Source organism: Pinibacter aurantiacus (assembly GCF_019130065.1).
Taxonomy (GTDB): domain Bacteria; phylum Bacteroidota; class Bacteroidia; order Chitinophagales; family Chitinophagaceae; genus Pinibacter; species Pinibacter aurantiacus.
Genome location: NZ_JAHSPG010000018.1, coordinates 34,388 through 58,050, shown reverse-complemented (window position 1 = coordinate 58,050; position 23,663 = coordinate 34,388). Strand labels below are relative to the sequence as shown.

Sequence of the window (23,663 nt, the reverse complement as noted above, 5' to 3'; positions counted from 1 at the left end):
TAGGTGCGGTAGTCGGTAAGTTAGCGAACAATTTGAAAATTTGAGGATTTGAAAATTTGAAAATTCTTTGGGTGCGGGTTTGGTTATTGGTTCTGAATTGCTCGACATGCAAGGATGAATGCAGTTGCGTAACGTGTTACACGGAATGAATTTTCAAATTAGCATATTTTCAAATTTTCAAATTCGGTTCGTCAGGTGCGGCAGTGGGTAAGTTAGCGAGGCGGGTTTTGTGTGTGAGGGGGCTTTGGCACAGATACGCGGCGCTGCAGGGCCGGGCGGCATATCTGCGCCAATAGGTGCGAGATGCAAGATGTTTTGAAAACACGCTGCAAGTGTTGGCATGGTAGGAAATACAAAACAACAAACGTCTTCTACACGCTGCTGCACATACACACTGGTGGCGCAGATATGCAGCATAGCCGTTGCAGCCGGGCGTATCTGCGCCAGTACTCTCAACCATTGCAGCACCGCGTATCTGTGCCCGCACTCCCAACCTGCCAGCCATGCCAGCCCCTGCACGCATATCATAACCTATACCTATATTCGCAGTTACTAATCCGCATTAGCAACCTGTGGCCAACTTAAAAATCTACCATTAAGTTCAAAGCCACATGAGTAAAAAGTACAAATTCCTGGACAACGAAAAGCCCTACTTCGTAACATTTACTGTCGTTAATTGGATCGATCTGTTTACCAGGAATGTATACAAAGACATCTTCCTCGATGCCGTTCGATACTGCCAGCAAAACAAGGACCTTAACGTATTTGCGTGGGTCATCATGACGAATCATGTGCACATGATCGTGGGCAGCAGAGGCAATCCTTTAAGCAATATCATGCGGGATTTGAAACGGCACACATCAGAGAAATTGCATATCGCCCTTGAAGCCAACAAGAGAGAAAGCAGAAGAGAGTGGATGCTGTGGCTGATGACGCGGGCAGGCAGTAAACTGGGTTTAAAATTTCAGTTGTGGCAACCAGAAAGTCATCCCATGGAATTGTTCTCTCCATTTATCGCAAATCAAAAGTTGCGCTACCTGCACCAAAACCCTGTGAAAGCGGGCTTTGTTTCGAACGAAATAGACTGGAAGTATAGCAGTGCGGGAGACTATCATGGCCGAAAGGGCTTGTTGGAGATAATGCTAATTTGAAAATTTGAAAATTCTTTGGGTGCGGGTTTGGTTATTGATTCTGAATTGATCGACATGCAAGATGAATGTAGTTGCCCGGAGTGTTACACGGAATGAATTTTCAAATTAGCATATCTTCAAATTTTCAAATTCGGCGCTCATGAGCGCCGTTGCAGCGCTAGTTGTTGTAGTTTTTTCTGTCGGTAGAATCAACCCAAACGTTTATGATATATTGTCTTGCTGCGTGCGCTAGATTATATGACGCGTCTTTTAATTTCAGGGAAAACTCCTCATTGTCACTCTCATTTTCACGAAGTATGCGGTCAATCCCCATCATCTTTTGCTCTACATTTTTATCTTCAACAATGGTCATTCTCCCCCAATACAATCTGTAAAACTTCTTCCTTGCATCTGCAAAAACCGCGCTGTTTCGTTGCTCTGTAGCCATCACGGACGTAGCTTCAATGGCTTCGGAATAAAAATCAAATTGTTTTTGATAAAAGAACTTTTGAAACTCCCTGGCAGTCTGCTCAACCCTCACGCGCTCCTGTTCCTTCTGCCTTTGAATGTCTGCCTGTACTTGCTCGCGCTGTTCTGATTTCCATTTACTGTACTCGAAAATACTTGCAGCAATGCCTACCACAATAGCCAGTCCCTGAAGAATTTTAGTTATTTCAGATGTATAGTCAATCCTCGATTTCGTCCGTTGCTGTTTGCTAAGGTCCTCACTGTTGTCCGCTTCCATAAAAGTTCGCTTTTAATGATTGGTTTTTCTTAAGTTGGGATGAGGTGCCGGCACATCGTGGGGCCCTTCTTCGTTGGTTATTTGAACATCAACGGTTCCAGACGGTCCATGTTCGCCATAAACAAAAATGAGCCGGTTACCAGAAATTCCTTCTTTCTCGATCAAATAGTTGATAACAGCATTCACCCGATCCCAGCTTATTTGCTGACGGATCTTACTATCATCGCCATATCCAATAACCTTGGCTGACCACTCGGGGTTATTTCTAAGTTTTGTAGCAATATCAGTCAGCAGACGTTTACACTCCGGGCTAAGTGAGATTTTGTTCTGGGCAAAAAGCAAGGCGGGAAAATCGTTGCTTGAGGGTTTAATATCCACCTGAGCGAATAATTGACTTGAGAAAGTAACAAACACTAACAACGCAAACACGTAAATTATCCGTTTCATTTGCGAATAGATTAAGGTTCTGGGGGGAATAGTTGCCACTGGTAAGTTATTAAATAATACCCAAACGTGCAAGCGTGCGGCCGCTTATTGAATAATAGTCCCATTCGTTGGCACAAATATGCAGCAACCCTTGGAGAGTCTTGCGCAAGTCTGCACCCCAAACCAACAGCATCGCTTATTCAATATCCCAAAAAAAAATCCTAAATTGCGTCATACAAGTATAACGTATATACATAACCGCAATACCACCACTTTGTAACATTGCCAAATACTCATACCTGATTTAAAAACGAAATTTAAGTTCGGGAAACATATGAGTTTAGATAGCGCCTACGAATTACAAGAAAGGCATTCAGAAGATGGACACAAATTCTTTTTCATAAGCGAAGGAGATCAGAACGTACTGAAGGTTGTTCAATACAATTTAGTTGAAGAAGTAGACGGAAAGAAAATTTACAACCTCGGTTTTGGCGATTATAACTTCGCAAACAACACTATCGCAGATTCCGCAAGTACCAATAATGGAGATGCTTACAAGGTATTTAATACAGTATTGAGCACAATCCCTATTTTCTTCAGCAATTACAATGATCATATTTTAATGGTACAAGGAAGTGACAGCCGCACCGACTTTATACGACATTGTAAACGAGTTTGTAGAAAAAAATGTAAAGAGGATTGCAAAAATCACAACAGAAGAATTAAGATATATCAAAACTATCTTGACAAAAACTATGAAAATCTAAGCAAGGATTACCACTTTATTGGAGCTACTAAAAAAGATGATCAACTAATGGCAGTTGAGTATTATCAGCCATATAAAAAATATGATTCGGTATTTTTATTCCAAAACAAAAATGTACTTTCATATCATGAAAACTAGAGAAACAAAATCAAAAGCATTAACAAAAGAGGAAAAAATAGCGCTTATATCTTTAGTTGCAGAGCGCCTGGAAAACAAGGTTTTATTTCCAAGGCAAGTTGAAGAGGCTCGAAAGTTTTTAAAGCATGCCAAGCTTGAACCAAACTTGTTCTCATAAAATTTAAAGGTGTCAAAAATGACACTTTTTTTATTGCTGCATTTAAATAAACTGTTTGTGCGATTTCGGTTTGATTGCTATTTTTGATCAATCCTAAGTTTAAAAATACTCTTTCTTTTTTACCACAACCCCATGGACAAAAACCTTCGTAGCCTCCACCTGACCATTTTGTCTCTACAGAATTTCATCTTCAGCCAATTCCTTCCCTTTATAAACTGCATATTTTAAAACCATTACCACCATCCATATCACAAAAAATGGGGCCAGTAAAAACATAATTATCAGCAAATTGACGGGCGTATTTTGCGCTTGTGTAAGTATGGTGAATACCAACAAGTATAAGGTTACAAACCAGGCTGCGAATTGATAGTTTTTCATTGCCGTAAGTTTGTATAGAAGATAATAAAATTGTGCCCGGATTCAAAATAATTCCTACTGGATAAGGCTGGCCGGGCCCGCGCAACACGACCATTCTGCACGAAAAATCGGCCACAGAATTTCTTTATCATTTGACAAAATTCCTGCCATTTGCAGCGCATTTCGGTTTACCCTGAATGAAATGCCTATATATTAAACCTTAGCGTGAAAATCCTATGATGCAAAGAAAGCTTCTTGTCGCCGTACTTTTAGTGTCCATCCTGATATTTTCCTGCACGAAAAAAGACAATGGTATTGAGTTCGAACTGAAATCAAATGTCACCGAACTTAACCTTGCGGCCAACGGCGGCAGAGATTCTTTAGTGATCAACTCAACAGGTTCCTGGAAGTTATCCATACCCGATAACAAATGGTTCTCTCTATCCAGCGTTGCTGTCAATAGCAACGACGTTTTGTATGTTGCGGATTATAACGCGAATAGCATTTGTAAAGTAGTTTATCGATAAATTATATCCACTGGCTCAAAAATTTAAAAGGTGTCAATGGTGACATCTTTTAAATTTTTGCCCCTGTTCCTACTATATCTCATTACACTTTGTAAATTCCGGTACAAAGATTCCCTTAATTTTAGAGAGGCGCTTCAACTATGGAACAAACAACACTACAACCGGATAATACAGCAGTCAGAACAGCTTTATGGCGGGCATTGCACGTACAAGCGGACGCAAAGCCACACATCATAAACGATGAACTAGGATTGCAACTGGTAGCTCCTCCCGGGGGCTGGCAGGAACGCCCAGATATGAAGTTTACCAAACGCCTTCGCGCCTCTATTGTGGCCCGTGCAAGATTTATCGAAGACCTGATCATGGAGCAAAGCAAACTGGGTGTTGATCAATATGTGATTTTAGGCGCAGGACTGGACACTTTTGCGCAACGAAGACCCGACGTCGCTGCTCACTTGCAGATATACGAAATCGATCAGCCCGATACTTTGGCATGGAAACAAATGCGATTGGCAGAACTTGATTTTGGCATTCCCTCCTCTTTACATTTTGTGCCGGTGAATTTTGAAAAATCTTCCTGGTGGGTGGAGTTATTAAAGGCCGATTTTGACAAAAATAAACCGGCAGTTATTGCCTGCACGGGTGTTACATTGTATCTCACAAAAGATGCGATAACTTCAACTTTACAACAGATCGCAACCCTTGCACATGGTTCCACTCTTGCGATGACATTTTATCTGCCAATAGAATTACTCGACGAAGAAGACAAACCGATGCAGGAGATGGCAGAGAAAGGCGCACGCGCTGCAGGAACTCCGTTTGTGAGCTTTTTCGCGCCGGATGAAGTATTGGAAATGGCTAAAGAAGCAGGCTTTAAAGAAGCAAGGACCATTTCAACAAAAGATATGAAGCAACTTTATTTTGCAGACAGAACAGACGATCTTTTGCCCGCAAGTGGAGAGGTATTTTTGGTGGCGACAACATGAGCCCAAAAAAATTGAGATTCTTCGAATTTGCAAAAATCCGTATTATGCCTGCACAAACCTAACACTAAACAACATGATCAAATCCATCCTTACCATCTCTGCCTTTGCATTGATGATCTGTATAATTCATTTTCCTTTTAGTTTCCCTACGTCAGTAGTTCCCGGCTGGCATTTAACTATTTATCCCATCCACTTGCTTATAACAATTATCATTGCAACACTTTTACTGCTTGGCGCTATCGGCTATTTGGTGCTTTCAAGAATCAATGACCGGATCAACAAAACGCTGTACATGGTTCATTTTGTACTGACAGCCACAACAGTTGTTTACATATGCTTTCCAACGATATGGCTTGACATGCGGAGATCCGACGAAAGTTTACTACCCGCAATCGCGGGGCGCATCACCTTGATACCCTACGCATGGGGCGTCTTTATTGCAGCACAAACTCTTTTTTTGATTTATTTTTTTAGAACTGCAAAGAAGCCAAACGAAAATCCTATTTCTTAATTCTTAATCACCTTCTCCTTCTTCATGTCTCCTATCACCAACTTCAATTTGCCTTCCGTCACCTGGCCTTCCACAAACTTGCGATAGCCGGTTGCGTTGTTCACAAACAAACTGGCGGGTATGGCGCCGCTCCATTTTTTATCGATAAGCGGGCAAAAAACATCCGCATTGGTTTCGTTTAGCCATGCGATAGGCGCAGTAAACTTTTGTTTGGTAGCGAAATTGTCAAGTTTAGTGGGATAATAATCGGGCAAATCGAGGCTCACGAGTAGTAATTCCACGGTATCCTTTGCCGCCTGGGTTTGAAAGTAAGGTATTTCCTTACAGCAAGGGGTACAGAATGTGGCCCAAAAGGTCACAATCAGTGGCCCTTTCGACTGCTGGATATAGTCGGCCAACTGCGTAATACGTATTTTTTTTATCTTTTGAGCAAAAGCGGCATCAAAAATGCAAAGCATCAAGATAACAATGGCTGTTTTTTTCATAGTAAGTCAATTTACAAAATACTGAAACAAAATAATGTCCGTTTAAGTAATAATGTTTGCGGTATTAGCATTTACTTGCAACGTTAGTGCCTTATTTTTGCGACTACTTAAAATTCAATTAATTAAAAACTAGAAAACCCGGATATCCATGCTAAAGAAAACGCTAAAAATCGTTGGGATCGTTTTGCTGGTATTGATAGTGGTTGCCTTTGCGGCTCCTTTTATTTTTAAGGGCAAGATCCTTAAAATAGCAAAGACGGAGATCAACAAAACACTCAATGCAAAAACAGAATTTTCGGATGTAGATATTTCGTTCTTCCGGCATTTTCCACGCGTGGCCGTGGCGCTTGACAACCTGAGCATTACCGGCGTTGAAAATTTCGAAAAAGATACGCTGATCGCCGCGAAAAGAATTGACCTGGCGCTGAACATCATGAGCGTTATCAAAGGTGACGAAATGAACATTTACTCCGTTACCATTGACGAACCGCGCATCCACGCCATTGTAAATAAAGATGGCAAGGCAAACTGGGACATCACCAAACCAGATACTGCCAAAGTTGACACCAGTTCCTCCCCTTCTTCTTTTAAAATGAAGCTGAACAAGTATTCCATCAACAATGGGTATATCAGTTATAAAGATGAGCAGGGAAACATGAGTGCAGAGATCACCAATCTTAACCACGAAGGCAGCGGGGACTTTACATCTGACTTGTTTACACTTGCTACAAAAACAGATGCAGACGAAGTGAACTTCAGCTATGGCGGCGTTCCTTATTTGAACAGGACAAAAACTTCGATTGACCTTGATATACAGGTAGATGCTAAAAACAGCAAATACACTTTCAAAACAGACAAGATAGCGCTGAACGATCTTAAGATCAGCTCAGAAGGTTTCTTCCAACTTGTGAATGACAGCACTTATGGAATGGACATCAAATTCGATGCGCCTTCTACAGACTTCAAGTCGATTCTCTCGCTGATTCCTTCGATTTACCAAACAGATTTTAATAAAATAAAAACCAGCGGTAGCGCACTTTTCAACGGCTTTGTAAAAGGAACTTACAGTCCGAAACAAATTCCTGCATACAATCTTAACCTTGAAGTAAAGGATGGTTTCTTCCAATATCCAGACCTTCCAAAACCGGTTAAGAACATTAACCTTGCAGTAAAAATTGACAACCCTGACGGTGTAACGGATAACACTGTGGTTGATCTTTCCAAAGGTCACATCGAAATGGACAACATGCCGTTTGATTTTCGTTTGCTGCTAAAGAAACCAATGACGGACCGCTATATCGATGCCGCGGCCAAGGGTAGATTGGATCTTTCACAGGTTACACAATTCGTAAAACTGGATGGTTCTACAAAACTTTCCGGTGTGGTGGATGCAGATGTTGCAGGAAAAGGAAATCTGTCTGTGATCATGCAACAAAAGCCGGGTGAGTTCAGCGCAAAAGGTTTTATTGACGCAAGTAAAATATACTATGCATCAAAAGATTTTCCACAACCGATTCAAAATACCAGTGCGAAGATCATCATTGACAACCCTGATGGTGTACCAGATCATACCACGATAAACATTCCTGCGGCACACGTTGAAGTAGGCAAAGATTATGGCGATCTTACTTTATCACTGAAAAATCCTGCCACCGATCCGGACTTTGACGGTACTGCAAAAATTGCGTTCAACCTCGCGAATGTTGCACAGTTCTACAAATTTGAGCCGGGCACTTCGCTCGCAGGAAATTTGAATTCCAACATAAGTTTTAAAGGAAAGAAATCATACATCGATAAATCGCAGTACGACGCTATTCAAATGGCAGGAACTTTGGCAGCAAATAATATCGTGTACAAATCAAAAGATTATCCTGATGGCGTTGAACTGAAAACATCTCAACTTACTTTCAATCCGAAAAATGTAACGATCAATAACCTCGCGGGAAATTTCCAGAAAACGAATTTCAATGCAAATGGCACGTTTGATAACCTGATTGGTTACGCATTGAAGGATGAGCCATTGGCAGGGACATTGAATGTATCTGCAGACAAAATTGACCTGAACAAATGGATGGGTACAACGCCAACCACAGACACTGCTGCTGCTGCGTCTTCTGAACCTTTTGTTGTTCCTGCAAACATTTCATTTGTATTGAACGCAAAAGCAGACCAGGTAAAATATGACAAGGTTGATTACAACAATATCGCCGGAACGGTGATCATCAAAGATCAGACAGTAACGTTAAAGAATGTGACCACACAGGCATTGGATGGTTCTATAGCAATCGACGGAAGCTACTCTACTAAAGTAAGCAAGAAGAATCCCGCGATAAGCCTTACTTACGATGTAAACAATCTTGACATCCAAAAGACATTCTATGCATTCAACACCGTGCAAAAAATTATGCCTGTTGGCAAATTCATTTCCGGTAAAATGCAATCAAAACTTACTATGAATGGAACCCTTGGGCAAGACATGATGCCAAACCTGGGTACACTTACGGGGAATGGCAATCTGCTATTGCTACAAGGTGTGTTGAGCAAATTTGCACCGGTAGATAAATTGGCCTCCAGCTTAAATATAAACGCGCTGCAAAATGTTTCGCTGAAAGACGTGAAAGCTTATTTTGATTTCGCTGCAGGCAAAGTATTGGTTAAACCATTCAAGTTTAACGTAAGCAATATTGATATGGAAGTGGGTGGTACGCACGGCCTTGATCAAACGATCGACTATGCGATCAATATGAAAGTTCCACGCAGCATGATGGGAAGTGCGGCAAATAACCTTGTTAACAGCCTGTCTGCAGAGGCAGCGAAAAAGGGCATTCCTGTGAATGTGGGCGATGTAATTCCACTGACGGTACACATGGGTGGTACAATAACAAACCCTACGTTAAAAACGGATATGTCAGCCGGATCAAACAGCCTTGCGGATGAGATGAAACAACAAGCGACCAACTTTGCCAAAGCGGCTGCCGACAGCGCGAAGGTTGCCATCAAAGATTCTGCAAATGCCATCAAAAACCAGGTGATCAACGATGCTAAAAAAGAAATCACTGATAAATTGTTTGGTAAAAAAGACACAACAACGGCTACGCCTAACACCGTAGAAGACAACAAAAAGAAAATTGAAGACGCCGGCAAAAGCGTAATCAATAATCTTTTCAAAAAGAAAGGCAGTTAATCTGAATCACTCAACATACTATACGACCCGCCGGCACGCTGCTGGCGGGTCTTTTTATTTCACGCAAAGACGTTCTTTTCACGCGACGAACGCAGCGGAGCAACGAGGCGGCGGGTTATTGAATTTTGAAAATCTCCTTCCCCTTCTGGTACTACACAACTTGAATTTCTTCCTGACATTCGCGATTGCGAAATTAATAAACCGCTGCGTCGCTTTTCCGCTGCGTTCGCTGCGTGAAACCTTTGCGTGAAAGCCTTGAAATACTTATATTTAGTATTGAACACCTTTGACATGACCAAGTTGACCCTGTTATTCTTGCTTACTTTTGCTACCTCCGTCCACGCCCAAAGCAATTTCGTCACGCGGGATAGTGCGCATATTTTCTGGCAACCCGGAACCACCCTCTCCCTTTCTGATTTTAAGGGAGACAGCACCAGCAAATACAAAGTAGCTTATTTCCATTCTGATATGAAAGCTATGGCCTATATTGGCATATGGAGCATTTTAGATGTGCCAAAGAAAAAGAAAGACAGGGGTAAAAAACAGGAGAAGGTCTACATCGCACCTGCTTTTGATATCAAAGCTTCTTATGCACTCACAAGCGACAATACGCAAATTGCCAAACAACAAATATATTTTGACATCGCGGAAGTTTGGGCAAGATGGGCAAGACAACAATTCAAATCATACCAGGACACTATTCCCGGCTACGGTATTGTTTTTAGCATGTACTCCACCGTTATAAGAGACATGAAGGCCCAGCAGGCAAAAATGAATGACGAATACACGAAGGAGATATTTGTTGACAAATCGCCTGACGCATTTGCCAAGTGGAGAAAAATGATTGATGACAAACTCGAAGAAACGAAAGCCTGGGCAACTACTCCACAAGACTGCTTCCGTTTTATCAGCGACAAACCAGTTGATGAAGATTATGAGCAATCCCCGACAGTGATGGGTGCTATCCCACAGTGAGCACGCTGATGACACTGATTAGACTGATTTGCACTGATTTTTTTAACCGAAGAGAACACGAAGTGTGCGCAAAGGCAACGAAGGCATTTTACAAATATTAAACATGCGTTGACATACGCAAACTTCAAAAAGAAAGGGAACGAAGATACATTATAAACTTCGCTCCCTTTGCGCCGTTGAGGCCTGCTATTTATTTCGCTGCCAGCTTCTTTGCGTCCTTTGCGGTTAAAAGAGCACCTTCATAATATTATCACCCGACAGACAAAAAATCAGTGCAAATCAGTCCGATCAGCGTCATCTGTGTGCTATTTCTATCCAAAGTGCTTCTTAAACCATTCTACCGACAACTGTATATCCTGTTGTGTTAAGCCATGACTTGTCTGTAAATTGTAATCTGTCACATCAAAGCCGCCATTTTTCAACACCTCAACATAGCGTACCGTTGCCGCAGGATCAATGGTTGGATCGGTGGTACCATTGCTCATGAATATGGGCGTTTTCGTTGTGTTAACTGCTGTAGCAGGAATTTCTTTAAACGGCTGCATGGGCCTGTACAATATTGCACCAGCTAAGAAATCAGGATACTGTAAAAGTGTGGAACCTGCGATATTTGCTCCATTCGAGTAACCCAACGCTATGATTTTACCTGCATCAAAATTTTCTTTTATGGCCAAATCCTTGATAAAATGTACCATTTCATCCGTTCTGTACGCTAGATCTTTCTCATCAAAAATGCCCATTCCCAAACGCCTGAAAAACCTGGGCATTCCGCCTTCCGACACATTTCCGCGCAGACTAAGAATATTAAAATTATCTCCGAAATATTTTGCTACCGGCAATAGGTCATTTTCATCACCGCCAGTTCCATGCAAAAGCAAAAGCGTGTTTTGAGCCGTGTTTTGCGCCGGCTGGTATATGTATTTGAGTTCGCTATAGTTCATGATTTGTTCTTTTTTTAAAATAACTGATTAACTGAATAATTGAATAACTGAATGTTCATATTCGAAAAGGCATTTCGAGTTTCAACCACTCAGTTATTCTGTTACTCAGTTATTCTGTTATTAATTCAACGGCACTAAATGCGCTTCTATTTTCTTTCTCTGAGGTTCGTACTGAACAGGTAGTTTCAGGTTTTTACCCAATTCTTCTACCGGCTCATCTACTGTAAAACCAGGATTATCAGTAGCTATTTCAAATAGCACACCACCTGGTTCTCTGAAGTACAATGAATGGAAATAGTTACGGTCTATTTGCGGTGTGATGTGCAAACCAAGCGCTTCTATTTTCTCACGTAATGCCATTTGTGTAGCATCATCTTTTACACGAAAAGCGATGTGGTGTATTGTACCGTTTGCACCCAATCCATGATTTTCAGCAGGCAATTCCACTATATCTATGATGTTTGCAGTTGTTATCGCATCCGTTGCATAACGGTAACGATTGCCTTCCTGCGCTATCAGTTTGTAGTCAAACACATTTGTCAATATTGCGGCTGTTGGTTTAGCGTCATTCAATGTTAATGTTACATTGTAAAATCCTTTTGTGGCAACATTGGCTTTTACTTCATCGGTTTCGAAAGGCTTGCGGTTATCCGCATCATCGGTTTCCACCAACTCAAGTTTCAAGCCATCCGGATCGAGAAAAGTAAGATAACGTGTACCGAATTTTTCCGCGATATTGTTATAGATAACGTTCTTTTCTTCGAAACGTTGTTTCCACCATTCAAGACTTCCTTTTGGTACTGAATAACCAATTTCTGTGGCCATTCCCGCACCTCTGCGACCTTGTCTTACTGCACTCCCCCAAGGAAAGAAAGTAAGGATGGTACCGGGATTACCTTCGTAATCACCAAAATAGAAGTGATATGTTTGCGGGTCATCAAAGTTTACCGTTTTCTTGATAAAACGTAAACCCAATACTTTGGTATAAAAGTCAAAATTGCGTTTTGCATCTCCAGCTATCGCTGTTATATGGTGTAGTCCTAAGATTCTGTTTGTCATATAATTTCCTTTTTTGATAACACAAAGTTCTTACAGCGATAAAAGATTTCCATTGAACTAGGACAAGAAAACAGGAATTAGGAAGTAGGAAATAGGAATTAGAAAGTTTGGATCAAGTTTCCCCATTAGTTGAAGTCTATGAAAATGCAGTATGTTTAATCGGTTTAGATCTATTGATATTACACTTGAAATTCATTTCAATTTTGCATGTTGCACTAAGAATTCCTAATTTCTAATTTCTAATTCCTATTTCCCGGCTACTCCTTCTGGCTGAGCGCTTGCAAAATTTCCGTTTGCAGCAAGCCGCTTCCTCCGCCATAGTGCTGAATAACAATAACATCCTCACAGCGGGAGGTAAAATATGAACGCAATCTTTTTTCACTCGCATCCTCTATTCCTGATCCGAGGAGAATGATGTCAAAATTATTTTCGCTGAATATTTCCATCGCCTGGTCGTCTGTCTGCACACCAACGCCCTTCCAGTTTTCGGTTTTATTAATAACCCGCACCATGGTATCAACAATGTCCGCGTTCCGGCAGATATATAAAATGCTTACTTCTTTCATGATTGTTATTTTGGTTACACTATAAAGAACACTTTTCAACACTACAAAGTTCCCACCTGAATAAGGTACAAACATTGAACCAGAACAAGAAATGAGGTGGGGTTAAATTTTAAGGAAAACAAAGAAATGGAATTCGTTTCTGTGCGGCATTACGATTTACCACTAAGGCACTCAGAACACTAAGTTTCACTAAGAATACAGAATAGATAAACTCTTGCCCAATAATTTTGCACCCCTTAGTGGAACTTAGTGCTCTTAGTGACTTAGTGGTAAAAATTCGAGTGTATCACTGGCAGCAAATCATTTCTTCGATAGCTTCGTCCTCACCTTACTTAAAAACTCAGGTGAAAAACCGAGGTAGGATGCAATATAATGCTGTGCTACCCGCTGGGGAATAGTTGGATAGCGTTCAATAAAATCAAGGTATTTCTCCACGGCTGTTTTTGCAATGGTCTGAAAAAGCCGCTCCTGCAAACGTGATAAATTGCGCTGCACCATCAGGCGGAACATTCTTTCAAAACACGGGGCGGCTCTAAGTAGTTTTTCTTTATTATCCGGAGTCAATATCAGCAGCTCACAATCTTCCAATGTTTCTATAAACATGCGACTCGGCTTTTGGTCATGAAAACTTGCAATGTCGCTCACCCACCATTCCTCTGTCGCGAACTGAAGCGTAACCTCGGCACCGTTTTCATTAATGTAGTAGGTTCTCGCACATCCCTTTTCAATGTACGCCTCGAAGCGGCATATCTCGCCTTCCTGTAAAAGCAACGTTTTTTTGGGAACAATTTTAGGTTGCAATAAAGAATTGAAGAGCGCCATTTCCTCCTTTGTAGCAGTTACATATTTTGATGTGTAGGAACTGATGTCGTGGGTCATGGCGCAAATATAGCGACGAAGTGGAGATGTGGCATGTAAGAAGTATGAAAATCAACAAAGTCATGCGCCAGAATCTTTACCACTAAGACACTAAGAGCACTAAGTTTCACTAAGGAGTGCGAAATTATTTGTAAAGAGGTTATCTATTTTATATTCTTAGTGAGGCTCAGTGTCCTTAGTGCCTTAGTGGTAAATTTTGCAATCACTGGTCAACAATGGTCCTAAAAGTCAGATTCACTCTCGGGGCGCTGACCTTTTTTGATTTAGGCAAACTATGCAGCCAATTTGTTTGCGTAGCGCCTTTCATCAAAAGCAAACTACCATTTTCAAGCAATACGGAATGCGATTCTCCGGTGCGTTTATGTTTGAATGAGAACTTTCTTTCAGCACCAAAACTAAAGGAGGCGATACTCGTATTTACGCCAAGCGAACTTTCATCATCACTGTGCCAGGCCATGCCCTCGTCGCCGTTGTGATATAAATTGAGCAGACAGGAGTTATATTTGGTACCGGTCAAATTTTCTGCAATAGTTTTTAATGCAAGCAATTCTTTTGTCCACTGCAAAGCTTGCTTTGTTGTGCCGGAGTAAGTGTAAGAATAACTGGAATCGCCATACCACGCGGCTTTTCGTTTGGTAATGATGTGCCTTCCAAAAATCACCGCCTCATCATTTTTCCAATCAATATTCTGTAAAAGAATGTTCCGATAAAGATCTGCTTCGTCTAAAGGAATTACTCTTCCATAATAAACTACCTCACCATCATAAGGCAAAAGGTTTTCGATTCTTTCGTTATCGAATAAGCTCATTGTGCAATTAATAATTAATAAAGAATAACTAATAGGTGTAACATCTAAAGCGAATGTAGGACTGCCGGAAGAGCACGATTAGTCGCTACTTATTAAGCAAATACTCCTTCCTCATACAATGTCCGCACGGTCTGTAGCCACTTAAAATTGCTTCTTCACCTGAATGAAAGAACACTCGATTTTCTCTTTTCATTCGTTTTCCACTCTTGCAACTAAGCTTGCCATAGATCTTCAACTTTGCATTTCCACCGAAATTAATTTCCTTCGCTCTTATCAATTGGCGAAGCCTAGAATCGTTAATATCGCTGTGTTTTATCAAGCTGTTCCAATTAATAATTAATAATTAATAAAGAATAATTAATAGGTGTAACAAACAAAATGAGTATTCGCTTGCGCAAAATGCATGCTACAATAGCCTCTAATCAGCAGCACAGAAATCATATTAATTCTTAATTATTAATTATTAATTCGCCTTCGCCGCGCCGCTTCCCATCCAATCATCGCGCTCTTCCTCGCGCTTCCCCAATGATATTCACCTGTTTCTCCGTTCATTCTGATTACACGATGACAGGGAATCAGAAATGCCACGGGGTTGCTGCCAATTGCAGAGCCCACGGCCCGTGAGGCTTTGGGAGCATCGATCGCGTCCGCAATACTTGAGTAAGTTTTCAGGTCTCCCACAGGCACTTTAATCAGAGCGTCCCATACTTTCAATTGAAATGGCGTGCCCTTCAGGTGTAGTTTTATTTGCGACAATTTGCTCCAGTCTTGCGTAAAAATAAAAAGCGCCTGTTGCTGATTGGCATCTACCAATTGTGTAAACTGTGCGTTGGGAAAACTATTTTTTAATTCATTGAACGCTGCTTCTTGTCCGTCATCTGCAAAAGCCATGTGGCAAATACCTTTAGGTGTTGACGCAACTATCATTTCACCAAAAGGTGTTTCCGCAAAACTGTAATTGATCGCAAGTTCCCTTCCGCCATTTTTAAATTCGCCCGGCGTCATCCCTTCTATTTTTATAAAAAGATCATGCAACCGCCCTGTTCCTGAAAGTCCGGTATCATAGGCTGCGTCAAGCAAAGACGCTTTTGTTTCTTTTAAAATATCCTTGGCGTACTCAACACTTAAATATTGTAAAAACTGCTTTGGCGTAACACCCGCCCATTCTTTAAACATCTTTTGAAAATGAAAAGGACTCAAATGAACATGTGCCGCTGCATCCTCAAGAGAAGGCTGCTGTTTGAAATTTTCTTTATAAAAACTGATTGCATCTGCAATTCTGTTGAAATTAATCTGCTCCTGCAATTCCATAGTTTTTGTTTTTGATCACTCAAAATTACAAGCGGCACAGTCCGTAAAAAACCCGTTTCTTGCGTTGTTTACACATTACAGATCCAACTTCGTGAATATGCCCCTGTCGAGTGTAATGTTCAAACGGCTGAACATTTCCTGCATGTTAAATCCCTGGCGTTTGTATTCAGCCATCACAGTGTTCCTTGCGCTTTCTATAGCCGCGGTACTTTCCCAAAAAGCTGTCGTAACAACATATAAAGTGTTACCATCAGTGCGTTCATACAAGTCATCTTTTATGAATCCTGAAAGCGAATGTATTAAATCGCGATTGATTCTTACACGCTCAAAAAATTCTTCCTTTGCCTCAACCGGCATGCTAAATCTGTCGATAAATATCTGTTGCATAACAATGTTTTTGTTATGCAAACTTATTTCCACTAAAGAGCGAAAAATTGTAAAAAATCATTGATTTACCAATGAAGCGGCGATTTGAAAAAGTCTTTAGGAGATTGCCCGGTAAATGCTTTGAAATCTTTGATGAAATGAGACTGGTCAAAATATCCGCCTTCGTAAGCGGCGCTGGTTAGCGAGCTGTCTGGTGAATAATTATCAATAATGCAACGCAGCCTTACAATACCTGCAAACTGCTTGGGCCCTACTCCTACCATATGCCGGAACTTTTTTTCAAACGCATCTACGCTCACCGGCAGATCCTTGATCACATCTTTTATTTTAACGGCGCCTTTGGCAAATTGTATGCGCTTTACCGCCTCAAGCAAAATAGTTTCCGCAGGAACATTTCTCAGCCTTTCAATAAGAAAGCGTTCAACAATTCTAATCCTTTCTGCATTATTTCCCGCTTCTCCCAATTGCTCCTGGATATCCCGCAGCGATTGTCTTTCAACGAAATTATCAAGTGGCACACTCTCAGTGTAAAGCATGTGTAGCGGTTCTTTTATAAATGCAGCAGCACCAGCATCTTTAAAGATCACCAGCAAAACGGAAGTATTCCGAGCATAGTTGATCAGCCGCGAAGTTTTTCTGATGCCAGTCAACATCGCAGATTGCAATTCCTTAACCTCATTGTTATTCTCGTGAGATACCTTTCCTGTACAAACAAATGCCATCACAATAGAAGTATCCGGCAACACACGGTTTACCATGCTTCCCTCACTTTCAATGATCATGTAGGTTTTTACGAATGGTTGCAAAATTGCTGAGGGTGAATATCGTTCGGCATTCATTGTATAAATATAGCTTTTTTTTGAGGCATGCACATTTGTGAACTGTGCTGCGAATCAGAACTATTTGTTGTAAATTTTGTTCAACAAACACAACAACCCAAACTCAGCTCCATATGCAAGCAAACACGATTGATGAAGTCTTAACAACCCTTGAAGCAATCATCGAAGAATCTATAACCACCAACAACCGTGCAGGTTATTTCGCAGCGCTGTACCACAAAGTAACTTACCAGGTGAAACTCGGCATTAAAAACGGAGAATTTGAAGATGGCGCAAGAATGGAACAACTCGACGTAATGTTTGCAAATCGCTATCTCGCTGCATATGAACAGTGGAAAAACAAAATCAAACCAACGGGCTCATGGGACATTGCCTTTACTACCGTAGGAAAGCGCCGTGCATTGGTCTTGCAACATTTGTTACTGGGCATTAATGCACATATCAATCTTGATCTTGGCATTGCGGCTGTACAAACTACAAATGGTGCATCTTTGCCAACCATACAAAAAGATTTCGCAGCTATCAATTCTATCATTGCCTCTTTGACTTACGAAGTAATGAATGAAATAACGCGGGTATCACCATTACTATCATTGATGGGACTACACGCAACCAACTACAACGCCATCATCATACAATTCAGCATTGCCAACGCACGCGATGGTGCATGGTGCTTTGCGGAAGACCTTTTTTCCAAACAAGGCGCAGTGTTCAATAATTGTATTGCCGACCGCGACAAAACCATCACGAAACTTGCAGAAGGACTCGTAAGCGCAAAAGGCATTTTGCGTTTCACGCTCTGGCTCATTCATCTGTTTGAATGGAAGCGCCCATCAAGAGTAATTAAAGCATTGTATACTTACAAAAAGAAAGACTTTACGAAGTCGGATATTGAAGCGGGTGCGAAAGCTGTTGCCGGTAAAAAAGTTGTACCAAAACCAGCATAGCACGGACGTGGCGGAAATCGTATTTTAATCGGAGTCCAGACCACTCGAACTAAAATCAATCAGCTTTTCTTTACTGTCCGGTATTCCTTTATCAATTCAATTGTGTGATCAATCGATCCTTTATCTTTCCAGCCTTGGTGTCCAGGAATTACAAAGCTAGGATCAGGAAATTTTCGTTTAAGGTTTTGCATCGTTGCAGGCCACACTTTTACATTGGCGTCCTTAAGATTTCCAAGGTCAATAGCATCGGTGCTTTTGATAAGGCACCCGCCATACAATACTTTTTCTTTAGGCACCCAAATCACAATATTGTCGTTTGTATGACCCGCACCTGCGTAGTAAGTTTGAATGGAACAATCGCCTACATTAAACGATGTATCTTTTATGAAATAAAATTGCGGCTGCCGCTCTCCCCTCGTCTTGCACGAATCAAGCGTTGTTTTGGAACAAAATGTTTTCACGCCTTTTGCCTTCAAAAAGTCAACACCAATGGTACGGTCATCATGAAAATGTGTAGATATGCACAGCACGACTTTTTTGTGATGCTTCGTTTGAATGCTGTCAAGCAACGGTTGAAACTGAGTGGAATCCCAGGGCGTATCAATCATCACAACTCCTTTCGGAGTAACCACATACATTGCATTTGCCGGAAACCATGTATCTCCTAACAGACTGTAAGTGGTGTAAACGTACACGTTTCCCGCAACATGTTCTATTTGCAAAGGCTTGGGTTTCGTTTGCGAAAATCCACAAAAACTTATTAAGGTAACCAGGCACACAACTGCAATTTTCTTCATCATGGTTTTATTATGTTTAGGCTAAAGCAATATAACGACATTTTAAAGCAGGAACAATTCTTATACCAGGATGCGATCCATCCCGCAGTTTTCATTTCACGCCTTTTCGCTAATATTACATTGCAATTTCAACAATGCTTACTATGGCCTTACACAAACTCAATCCTTTTTCCAAAACCAATAATGATACAGGTTTTGGAACAAATGCCAGCAACTATGGCGGTCGCTTTATCAACAAAGACGGCACCTTCAACCTGCAAAGAGAAGGCGTTCCTTTTTTCAAGCGCTTTAACGTCTATCACTTGCTCATTAATATGCCCAGCTGGAAATTTGCAATTGTTCTTGTTGCATTTTTCATCACCATCAACCTGGCTTATACATTGTTATATCTGGCGCTCGGCATCAATGGCTTGCAGGGATATATGAGCACAGATAAATGGTCAAGAATAAAGGAGATTTTTTTCTTCAGTACCGAAACGTTTACCACAGTTGGTTATGGCCGCGTAAATCCCATCAGCGACGGAAGCAATATTGTTGCGGCATTTGAAGCAATGACGGGTTTTCTTTCGTTTGCCATTGCTACCGGTTTGTTCTTTGGCCGTTTCGCCAAACCCAGGGCCTTTCTTTCATTTAGTGACAACGCGGTGATCGCTCCTTACCAGGATATTACAGGCTTGATGTTTCGTTTTGCGTGTTACAAAGACGGCCATACCCTTACAAACGTGGAAGTAAGAGTGAGCCTTGCCTTGCTGTCGAATGAGAATGGTGAAAATGTTTACAAATTCTTCGACCTTCCCCTGGAGCGAAAACAGGCAGATTCTTTACCAATGAATTTTACTGTGGTGCATCCCATCAACGACCAAAGCCCCCTTTACGGTTTTACTTTGGATGACCTCAAGACTTCAGATTTTGAGATCTATGTGCTAGTGAAAGCATTCAACGATGTCTATTCTACAAACGTTCTGCAACGCACTTCTTACACTTATGACGAAGTTGAGTTCGACGTAAAATTTGTTCCGATGTATCGTGAAAGCGATGATGGAAAAACGACCATTCTTGAAATGCATAAACTAAACGCTTACGCAGAGGCAAACAAAAAATAAGGGCATTCAATTACATTAAGGCCTTTAAAAGGACTTAAATTGTGCGGATATAATTGCAAAACCAACATGATGAAAAACATTCTCGCATCAGCAATCCTGACAATCAGTTTATTACAACTCAATGCGCAAAGCATTATTCCCGAACCCGCGGAAATCAAGGCTTCTAAAGCAGATTTTACCATCACTCCTTCTACGACCATCGTTATGCAAGGAACGGGCTTAGAGAATGCTGCTTCCTTTTTCAACGCCTATTTACAGAAATACTATGGCTTTCAACTGAAGGTTACAAGCGGCAGCAACACTGCGAAAAACAGCATTGTACTGAACTATGAGAAAATGGAATATCCTATTCCGGGAGCTTATGTAATGAATGTAAACAACAAGAATGTGTACATCGCCGGAGATAATGCACAAGGAACTTTTTATGGCATACAAACCCTAATACAATTGCTACCGCCGGTTGCATCAAAGTCGCTGAAAATTGCGGCTGTTGATATCAATGATCATCCGCGCTTTGCTTACCGTGGAGCAATGCTGGATGTTTGCCGCCACTTCTTTGATGTTGATTTTGTGAAACAGTACATTGATTATCTCGCTATGTACAAGATCAATACTTTTCACTGGCACTTAACAGATGATCAGGGTTGGCGCGTAGAAATAAAAAAATATCCAAAACTTACGTCAGTGGGCGCATGGCGCGATGGGACCATCATTGGCCGTTATCCCGGCACCGGAAATGACAGCATCCACTACGGAGGATTTTATACACAAGAGCAAATCAAAGAGGTGGTGAAATATGCTGCTGACCGCTACATCACCATCATTCCGGAAATAGAAATGCCTGGGCACGCATCTGCAGCACTCACGGCTTATCCAAATCTTGGGTGCACCGGAGGTCCTTACAAAGTGCAGCAGACATGGGGTGTTTTTGATGATGTTTTTTGCGCGGGAAACGACAGCGTTTTTACATTCCTGCAAGATGTTTTGGATGAGGTCATTCCCTTGTTCCCTGCGGCATACGTGCATGTGGGTGGCGATGAATGCCCCAAAACGAGCTGGAAAAAATGTCCGAAATGCCAACAAAGAATCAAAGATCAACACCTCGCTGACGAGCATGCTTTACAAAGTTATTTTGTGCAGCGCATGGAAAAATACATCAACAGCAAAGGCAAAAAAATTATCGGCTGGGACGAAATTCTGGAAGGCGGTATAGCACCAAACGCAACGGTAATGAGCTGGCGCGGCGAAGATGGCGGTATCAATGCGGCGAAGCAAAATCACGATGTGATCATGACGCCGAACACCTATGTTTACTTTGATTACGCACAAACCAAAACAGAAGACTCTGTAACCATTGGCGGTTTTATTCCGTTAGAAAAAGTGTACAGCTACGAACCTATTCCTGCTGTTCTAGATGCATCGCAGCAAAAACATGTGTTGGGTGCGCAGGCCAATTTGTGGACAGAGTACATCGGCTATCCTTCAAAAGTTGAATACCAGGAATTTCCCCGTTATGCTGCACTAAGTGAAGTGCTTTGGAGCCCGGCATCTAAAAGAGATTGGAAAAAATTCGAGCAAAAACTTCCTGATGTTTTTAAGAAATTGTCTTTTCAAAAAACGAACTACAGCACCGCTTACTACGACATACAAACATCCGTTACTCCAGGCCCGGGAGGAAATGGCGTCTCATGGAAAGTATTCACCAATAACAAAACGGGAAAATTATTAGTCTACAACGCAGACAAGACAACGGTTGACAAAGCCACGGCGTACGAATCTCCTATCGTGGTAACGGATAACGCCACCATGGTCGCAGTAGTAAAAAATGCAGATGGCACGCTTGGCAAAGAAGTGCGTCAAACCTTTTCTTTCAACAAAGCAACAGGCAAAAAAGCTACCATCACCAAAATACCCGATCCAAAATACAGCGGCAATGGCGGAGCATCCGGATTGGTAAACGGAGTGAAAGCACAAAGAGACATCAATTCTCCTGAATGGCTCGGCTGGTTTGGGGGAGATTGTGATGCAACTATAGACTTAGGCAAAACAGAAAGCATTTCGAAAGTAAATGTTCACATATTGTATCAACCCGCAAGCTGGATCTATCCTCCCAAATATGTACAGGTACAGGTAAGCAGCGATGGAAAAAATTTCACCGATGCTGGACAATCAGCAAATGTTGTTTACGAAAGTTATAACATGGGCAACATCACCGTTAGTTTTGCAAATACAAATTGCCGTTATATACGTGTACTGGCAAAAAACTATGGCATGATCGAAGAGGGCAAACAAGGCGCGGGCAATAAGTCGTGGACGTTTGTGTCCGAGATACAGGCTGATTAAGCATAACGCTTAATGCCTAACGCTTAACGCTGTTTGTGTGCGCCGTAGTAATTGATATGGGCTACCAAAAAAGAAACGCTTAAGGAATAACTTCGGAAGTTACACCTTAAGCGTTCTGCGTTCTGCGTTAAGCATTACGCATAGCTTTCACTATAATTCTCAATACTCGCAAACAACTCCTCATAAGAGTTGATAACATAATACACTTCCTGGTATTTGTCTTTGATATAAGGAGTATCTAAAATTGTATGCAAATCATAAGGCACACGTTTAGGCTTATCAGAGAACAGCGAATATTTTGTTTCACCAATAGATGATAATATTCCTGCGCCATAGGCTTTAAGTTCACCATTTTGTTTAATCAACCCAAACTCTACAGTATACCAATACAAGCGGCTCATTCTTTCGATGAAATCTTCGTCATCAATATTTTTCAGGGCAATCACCGCAAGATTGCTTAAAAAGCCCGTAAACTCATGATTGGTCAGCAAAGGCACATGACCAAATACATCATGGAACATATCCGGTTCTTCGAGATAATCGAGTTGTTGCATCGTGCGTAACCAGGTAGCACATGGAAATTTTTTCAGGGCCAGGTTTTCGAAGAAAAGTTTATTGTCGATCAAACCCGGTACCGCATATATCTCCCAACCGGTAATGTGCGATAAATTCTCATTTACTTTTCTAAAGTCAGGAATTTCGTCTGCCCGAAAGCCACATTGTTCCATACCATCAATCACTGCTTGCGAAGCAAATTGAACGACTTGTGGATGCTGACGGATGTAAAGCTGTTTCCAAACTTCGCGATCTTCTGAAGTGTACAATTCATATTGTTGTTCCATGGCAAGTTGTATTTTAAATTATACTATCGTTTGTTAGTCAAATTAAAGATAGTTTTTGAGATGGATGTCCTACCTGATTATATGATATATTATAAAAGAAGAAATAGAAGAATAATTTCTAACAATGCCTCTTTTTCAACAATCAATTATAAAACAAAAAGCATTTTATAATGTAAGAATGAAAAATTTCGAATTGATTTTCCGCCGGTGATTGTTGTTTATCGGAAAGCTCTTTCAGGAATTCACGCATAAAACGGATGCCGCACGAAGACGCGTTCAACGCGTCTCTACGGGGTGCACAAATTCCTAGTTCCTAATTTCTAATTCCTAATTGTCTCTCCCCGTTTATCCACCTATCTCGCCCCCAACACCCCATATTTACCGCTCATCACACATACTTTTCCGCTCCTCACTAGGCAAGTCCCGCTGCTCCCTAAATCACTCACAATGAAGC

At 41.3% G+C, this 23,663-nt stretch carries 27 protein-coding genes; 11 read left to right on the top strand and 16 right to left on the bottom strand.

Features of this window, described 5'->3' with window-relative positions; genetic code table 11:
- Positions 1 to 177: 177 nt before the first annotated feature.
- Positions 178 to 528, bottom strand: coding sequence for a hypothetical protein (locus tag KTO63_RS24025; RefSeq protein ID WP_217794525.1), 351 nt, complete (start codon positions 526 to 528; stop codon positions 178 to 180).
- Between the two features lie 83 nt (positions 529 to 611).
- Between KTO63_RS24025 and KTO63_RS24020 the strand changes: the two genes are divergently transcribed.
- On the top strand, positions 612 to 1,151 hold the full coding sequence (locus KTO63_RS24020) for an REP-associated tyrosine transposase (RefSeq protein ID WP_217794524.1): 540 nt from the start codon (positions 612 to 614) through the stop codon (positions 1,149 to 1,151).
- Between the two features lie 157 nt (positions 1,152 to 1,308).
- Here the strand turns inward: KTO63_RS24020 and KTO63_RS24015 are convergent, their stop codons facing one another.
- Together KTO63_RS24015 and KTO63_RS24010 are read right to left on the bottom strand one after the other, a co-directional pair.
- Positions 1,309 to 1,875 carry a hypothetical protein gene (locus KTO63_RS24015; RefSeq protein WP_217794523.1) on the bottom strand — a complete coding sequence of 189 codons (567 nt, stop codon included), beginning with the start codon at positions 1,873 to 1,875 and terminating at the stop codon, positions 1,309 to 1,311.
- 12 nt (positions 1,876 to 1,887) lie between these two features.
- The gene (locus tag KTO63_RS24010; RefSeq protein WP_217794522.1) at positions 1,888 to 2,322 is read right to left on the bottom strand and encodes an OmpA family protein; all 435 of its coding nucleotides are present in this window, start codon (positions 2,320 to 2,322) and stop codon (positions 1,888 to 1,890) included.
- Positions 2,323 to 2,635: 313 nt separating this feature from the next.
- Here KTO63_RS24010 and KTO63_RS24005 point away from each other — a divergent pair, with 313 nt between their 5' ends.
- On the top strand, positions 2,636 to 3,205 hold the full coding sequence (locus KTO63_RS24005) for a DUF6934 family protein (protein WP_217794521.1): 570 nt from the start codon (positions 2,636 to 2,638) through the stop codon (positions 3,203 to 3,205).
- A complete protein-coding gene (locus tag KTO63_RS24000) occupies positions 3,195 to 3,362 on the top strand; it encodes a hypothetical protein (RefSeq protein ID WP_217794520.1) in 168 nt (55 codons plus the stop codon). The genes KTO63_RS24005 and KTO63_RS24000 overlap by 11 nt, the downstream gene beginning before the upstream one ends.
- A 174-nt stretch (positions 3,363 to 3,536) precedes the next feature.
- Here KTO63_RS24000 and KTO63_RS23995 read toward each other — a convergent pair whose 3' ends face one another.
- Positions 3,537 to 3,740, bottom strand: coding sequence for a hypothetical protein (locus tag KTO63_RS23995; RefSeq protein ID WP_217794519.1), 204 nt, complete (start codon positions 3,738 to 3,740; stop codon positions 3,537 to 3,539).
- A 215-nt stretch (positions 3,741 to 3,955) separates the two neighbouring features.
- Between KTO63_RS23995 and KTO63_RS23990 the strand changes: the two genes are divergently transcribed.
- The 3 genes from KTO63_RS23990 to KTO63_RS23980 all read left to right on the top strand — a co-directional run bounded on the left by KTO63_RS23990 (position 3,956) and on the right by KTO63_RS23980 (position 5,743).
- Entirely contained in the window at positions 3,956 to 4,246 is a 291-nt protein-coding gene (locus tag KTO63_RS23990) for a hypothetical protein (protein WP_217794518.1), read from the top strand.
- A gap of 140 nt (positions 4,247 to 4,386) precedes the next feature.
- On the top strand, positions 4,387 to 5,232 hold the full coding sequence (locus tag KTO63_RS23985) for a class I SAM-dependent methyltransferase (RefSeq protein ID WP_217794517.1): 846 nt from the start codon (positions 4,387 to 4,389) through the stop codon (positions 5,230 to 5,232).
- Positions 5,233 to 5,305: 73 nt separating this feature from the next.
- Positions 5,306 to 5,743 (top strand): hypothetical protein, encoded by a 438-nt coding sequence (locus KTO63_RS23980; protein ID WP_217794516.1) that lies wholly within the window; start codon positions 5,306 to 5,308, stop codon positions 5,741 to 5,743.
- Here the strand turns inward: KTO63_RS23980 and KTO63_RS23975 are convergent.
- A complete protein-coding gene (locus tag KTO63_RS23975) occupies positions 5,740 to 6,228 on the bottom strand; it encodes a redoxin domain-containing protein (RefSeq protein WP_217794515.1) in 489 nt (162 codons plus the stop codon). The two genes, KTO63_RS23980 and KTO63_RS23975, sit on opposite strands and share 4 nt — an antisense overlap.
- A 148-nt stretch (positions 6,229 to 6,376) precedes the next feature.
- Between KTO63_RS23975 and KTO63_RS23970 the strand changes: the two genes are divergently transcribed.
- Together KTO63_RS23970 and KTO63_RS23965 are read left to right on the top strand one after the other, a co-directional pair.
- Entirely contained in the window at positions 6,377 to 9,412 is a 3,036-nt protein-coding gene (locus tag KTO63_RS23970; protein WP_217794514.1) for an AsmA-like C-terminal region-containing protein, read from the top strand.
- Between the two features lie 291 nt (positions 9,413 to 9,703).
- Entirely contained in the window at positions 9,704 to 10,387 is a 684-nt protein-coding gene (locus KTO63_RS23965; RefSeq protein ID WP_217794513.1) for a hypothetical protein, read from the top strand.
- Between the two features lie 311 nt (positions 10,388 to 10,698).
- Here the strand turns inward: KTO63_RS23965 and KTO63_RS23960 are convergent, their stop codons facing one another.
- From KTO63_RS23960 to KTO63_RS23920, 9 genes are all read right to left on the bottom strand, one after another.
- Positions 10,699 to 11,328 (bottom strand): alpha/beta hydrolase, encoded by a 630-nt coding sequence (locus KTO63_RS23960; RefSeq protein ID WP_217794512.1) that lies wholly within the window; start codon positions 11,326 to 11,328, stop codon positions 10,699 to 10,701.
- A gap of 120 nt (positions 11,329 to 11,448) precedes the next feature.
- Positions 11,449 to 12,387: a ring-cleaving dioxygenase gene (locus tag KTO63_RS23955; RefSeq protein ID WP_217794511.1), complete on the bottom strand. Its 939-nt coding sequence runs from the start codon at positions 12,385 to 12,387 to the stop codon at positions 11,449 to 11,451.
- 257 nt (positions 12,388 to 12,644) lie between these two features.
- Positions 12,645 to 12,953 carry a hypothetical protein gene (locus KTO63_RS23950; RefSeq protein WP_217794510.1) on the bottom strand — a complete coding sequence of 103 codons (309 nt, stop codon included), beginning with the start codon at positions 12,951 to 12,953 and terminating at the stop codon, positions 12,645 to 12,647.
- A gap of 300 nt (positions 12,954 to 13,253) precedes the next feature.
- Complete coding sequence (locus KTO63_RS23945; protein WP_217794509.1) at positions 13,254 to 13,832, bottom strand: Crp/Fnr family transcriptional regulator; 579 nt, start codon at positions 13,830 to 13,832, stop codon at positions 13,254 to 13,256.
- A gap of 202 nt (positions 13,833 to 14,034) precedes the next feature.
- Positions 14,035 to 14,640, bottom strand: coding sequence for an alpha-ketoglutarate-dependent dioxygenase AlkB family protein (locus KTO63_RS23940; protein ID WP_217794508.1), 606 nt, complete (start codon positions 14,638 to 14,640; stop codon positions 14,035 to 14,037).
- Positions 14,641 to 14,725: 85 nt separating this feature from the next.
- Positions 14,726 to 14,917, bottom strand: a complete 192-nt coding sequence (locus KTO63_RS26340; RefSeq protein WP_262902036.1) for an Ada metal-binding domain-containing protein — start codon at positions 14,915 to 14,917, stop codon at positions 14,726 to 14,728.
- Positions 14,918 to 15,096: 179 nt separating this feature from the next.
- Positions 15,097 to 15,951 (bottom strand): bifunctional helix-turn-helix domain-containing protein/methylated-DNA--[protein]-cysteine S-methyltransferase, encoded by an 855-nt coding sequence (locus tag KTO63_RS23930; RefSeq protein ID WP_217794506.1) that lies wholly within the window; start codon positions 15,949 to 15,951, stop codon positions 15,097 to 15,099.
- A 75-nt stretch (positions 15,952 to 16,026) separates the two neighbouring features.
- Positions 16,027 to 16,338: an antibiotic biosynthesis monooxygenase gene (locus KTO63_RS23925; RefSeq protein ID WP_217794505.1), complete on the bottom strand. Its 312-nt coding sequence runs from the start codon at positions 16,336 to 16,338 to the stop codon at positions 16,027 to 16,029.
- A gap of 65 nt (positions 16,339 to 16,403) precedes the next feature.
- On the bottom strand, positions 16,404 to 17,177 hold the full coding sequence (locus KTO63_RS23920) for a helix-turn-helix domain-containing protein (RefSeq protein WP_217794504.1): 774 nt from the start codon (positions 17,175 to 17,177) through the stop codon (positions 16,404 to 16,406).
- Between the two features lie 113 nt (positions 17,178 to 17,290).
- On the opposite strand from KTO63_RS23920, the gene KTO63_RS23915 reads away from it, so the two are divergent.
- Positions 17,291 to 18,124: a DUF5995 family protein gene (locus KTO63_RS23915; protein WP_217794503.1), complete on the top strand. Its 834-nt coding sequence runs from the start codon at positions 17,291 to 17,293 to the stop codon at positions 18,122 to 18,124.
- A 59-nt stretch (positions 18,125 to 18,183) separates the two neighbouring features.
- Here KTO63_RS23915 and bla read toward each other — a convergent pair whose 3' ends face one another.
- On the bottom strand, positions 18,184 to 18,924 hold the full coding sequence (gene bla / locus KTO63_RS23910) for a BlaB/IND/MUS family subclass B1 metallo-beta-lactamase (RefSeq protein WP_217794502.1): 741 nt from the start codon (positions 18,922 to 18,924) through the stop codon (positions 18,184 to 18,186).
- Positions 18,925 to 19,064: 140 nt separating this feature from the next.
- Here bla and KTO63_RS23905 point away from each other — a divergent pair, with 140 nt between their 5' ends.
- Positions 19,065 to 20,024, top strand: a complete 960-nt coding sequence (locus KTO63_RS23905) for an ion channel (RefSeq protein WP_217794501.1) — start codon at positions 19,065 to 19,067, stop codon at positions 20,022 to 20,024.
- A 66-nt stretch (positions 20,025 to 20,090) separates the two neighbouring features.
- A complete protein-coding gene (locus KTO63_RS23900) occupies positions 20,091 to 22,367 on the top strand; it encodes a glycoside hydrolase family 20 protein (protein ID WP_217794500.1) in 2,277 nt (758 codons plus the stop codon).
- 134 nt (positions 22,368 to 22,501) lie between these two features.
- On the opposite strand, the gene KTO63_RS23895 is transcribed toward KTO63_RS23900, so the two are convergent.
- A complete protein-coding gene (locus KTO63_RS23895) occupies positions 22,502 to 23,209 on the bottom strand; it encodes a phenylalanine 4-monooxygenase (protein ID WP_217794499.1) in 708 nt (235 codons plus the stop codon).
- Between the last annotated feature and the right edge of the window lie 454 nt (positions 23,210 to 23,663).

Bases quoted from the DNA above. Each gene is read 5' to 3' on its own strand.
- KTO63_RS23940 (WP_217794508.1), bottom strand. From the start codon at position 14,640: ATGAGCTTATTCGATAACGAAAGAATCGAAAACCTTTTGCCTTATGAT.
- bla (WP_217794502.1), bottom strand. From the start codon at position 18,924: ATGATGAAGAAAATTGCAGTTGTGTGCCTGGTTACCTTAATAAGTTTT.
- KTO63_RS24015 (WP_217794523.1), bottom strand. From the start codon at position 1,875: ATGGAAGCGGACAACAGTGAGGACCTTAGCAAACAGCAACGGACGAAA.
- KTO63_RS24020 (WP_217794524.1), top strand. From the start codon at position 612: ATGAGTAAAAAGTACAAATTCCTGGACAACGAAAAGCCCTACTTCGTA.
- KTO63_RS23985 (WP_217794517.1), top strand. From the start codon at position 4,387: ATGGAACAAACAACACTACAACCGGATAATACAGCAGTCAGAACAGCT.
- KTO63_RS23945 (WP_217794509.1), bottom strand. From the start codon at position 13,832: ATGACCCACGACATCAGTTCCTACACATCAAAATATGTAACTGCTACA.
- KTO63_RS23975 (WP_217794515.1), bottom strand. From the start codon at position 6,228: ATGAAAAAAACAGCCATTGTTATCTTGATGCTTTGCATTTTTGATGCC.
- KTO63_RS23915 (WP_217794503.1), top strand. From the start codon at position 17,291: ATGCAAGCAAACACGATTGATGAAGTCTTAACAACCCTTGAAGCAATC.
- KTO63_RS23980 (WP_217794516.1), top strand. From the start codon at position 5,306: ATGATCAAATCCATCCTTACCATCTCTGCCTTTGCATTGATGATCTGT.
- KTO63_RS23950 (WP_217794510.1), bottom strand. From the start codon at position 12,953: ATGAAAGAAGTAAGCATTTTATATATCTGCCGGAACGCGGACATTGTT.
- KTO63_RS23920 (WP_217794504.1), bottom strand. From the start codon at position 17,177: ATGAATGCCGAACGATATTCACCCTCAGCAATTTTGCAACCATTCGTA.
- KTO63_RS23900 (WP_217794500.1), top strand. From the start codon at position 20,091: ATGATGAAAAACATTCTCGCATCAGCAATCCTGACAATCAGTTTATTA.
- KTO63_RS23995 (WP_217794519.1), bottom strand. From the start codon at position 3,740: ATGAAAAACTATCAATTCGCAGCCTGGTTTGTAACCTTATACTTGTTG.
- KTO63_RS24000 (WP_217794520.1), top strand. From the start codon at position 3,195: ATGAAAACTAGAGAAACAAAATCAAAAGCATTAACAAAAGAGGAAAAA.
- KTO63_RS24010 (WP_217794522.1), bottom strand. From the start codon at position 2,322: ATGAAACGGATAATTTACGTGTTTGCGTTGTTAGTGTTTGTTACTTTC.
- KTO63_RS23970 (WP_217794514.1), top strand. From the start codon at position 6,377: ATGCTAAAGAAAACGCTAAAAATCGTTGGGATCGTTTTGCTGGTATTG.
- KTO63_RS23925 (WP_217794505.1), bottom strand. From the start codon at position 16,338: ATGCAACAGATATTTATCGACAGATTTAGCATGCCGGTTGAGGCAAAG.
- KTO63_RS23905 (WP_217794501.1), top strand. From the start codon at position 19,065: ATGGCCTTACACAAACTCAATCCTTTTTCCAAAACCAATAATGATACA.
- KTO63_RS24005 (WP_217794521.1), top strand. From the start codon at position 2,636: ATGAGTTTAGATAGCGCCTACGAATTACAAGAAAGGCATTCAGAAGAT.
- KTO63_RS23930 (WP_217794506.1), bottom strand. From the start codon at position 15,951: ATGGAATTGCAGGAGCAGATTAATTTCAACAGAATTGCAGATGCAATC.
- KTO63_RS23965 (WP_217794513.1), top strand. From the start codon at position 9,704: ATGACCAAGTTGACCCTGTTATTCTTGCTTACTTTTGCTACCTCCGTC.
- KTO63_RS23990 (WP_217794518.1), top strand. From the start codon at position 3,956: ATGATGCAAAGAAAGCTTCTTGTCGCCGTACTTTTAGTGTCCATCCTG.
- KTO63_RS23960 (WP_217794512.1), bottom strand. From the start codon at position 11,328: ATGAACTATAGCGAACTCAAATACATATACCAGCCGGCGCAAAACACG.
- KTO63_RS23895 (WP_217794499.1), bottom strand. From the start codon at position 23,209: ATGGAACAACAATATGAATTGTACACTTCAGAAGATCGCGAAGTTTGG.
- KTO63_RS24025 (WP_217794525.1), bottom strand. From the start codon at position 528: ATGATATGCGTGCAGGGGCTGGCATGGCTGGCAGGTTGGGAGTGCGGG.
- KTO63_RS23955 (WP_217794511.1), bottom strand. From the start codon at position 12,387: ATGACAAACAGAATCTTAGGACTACACCATATAACAGCGATAGCTGGA.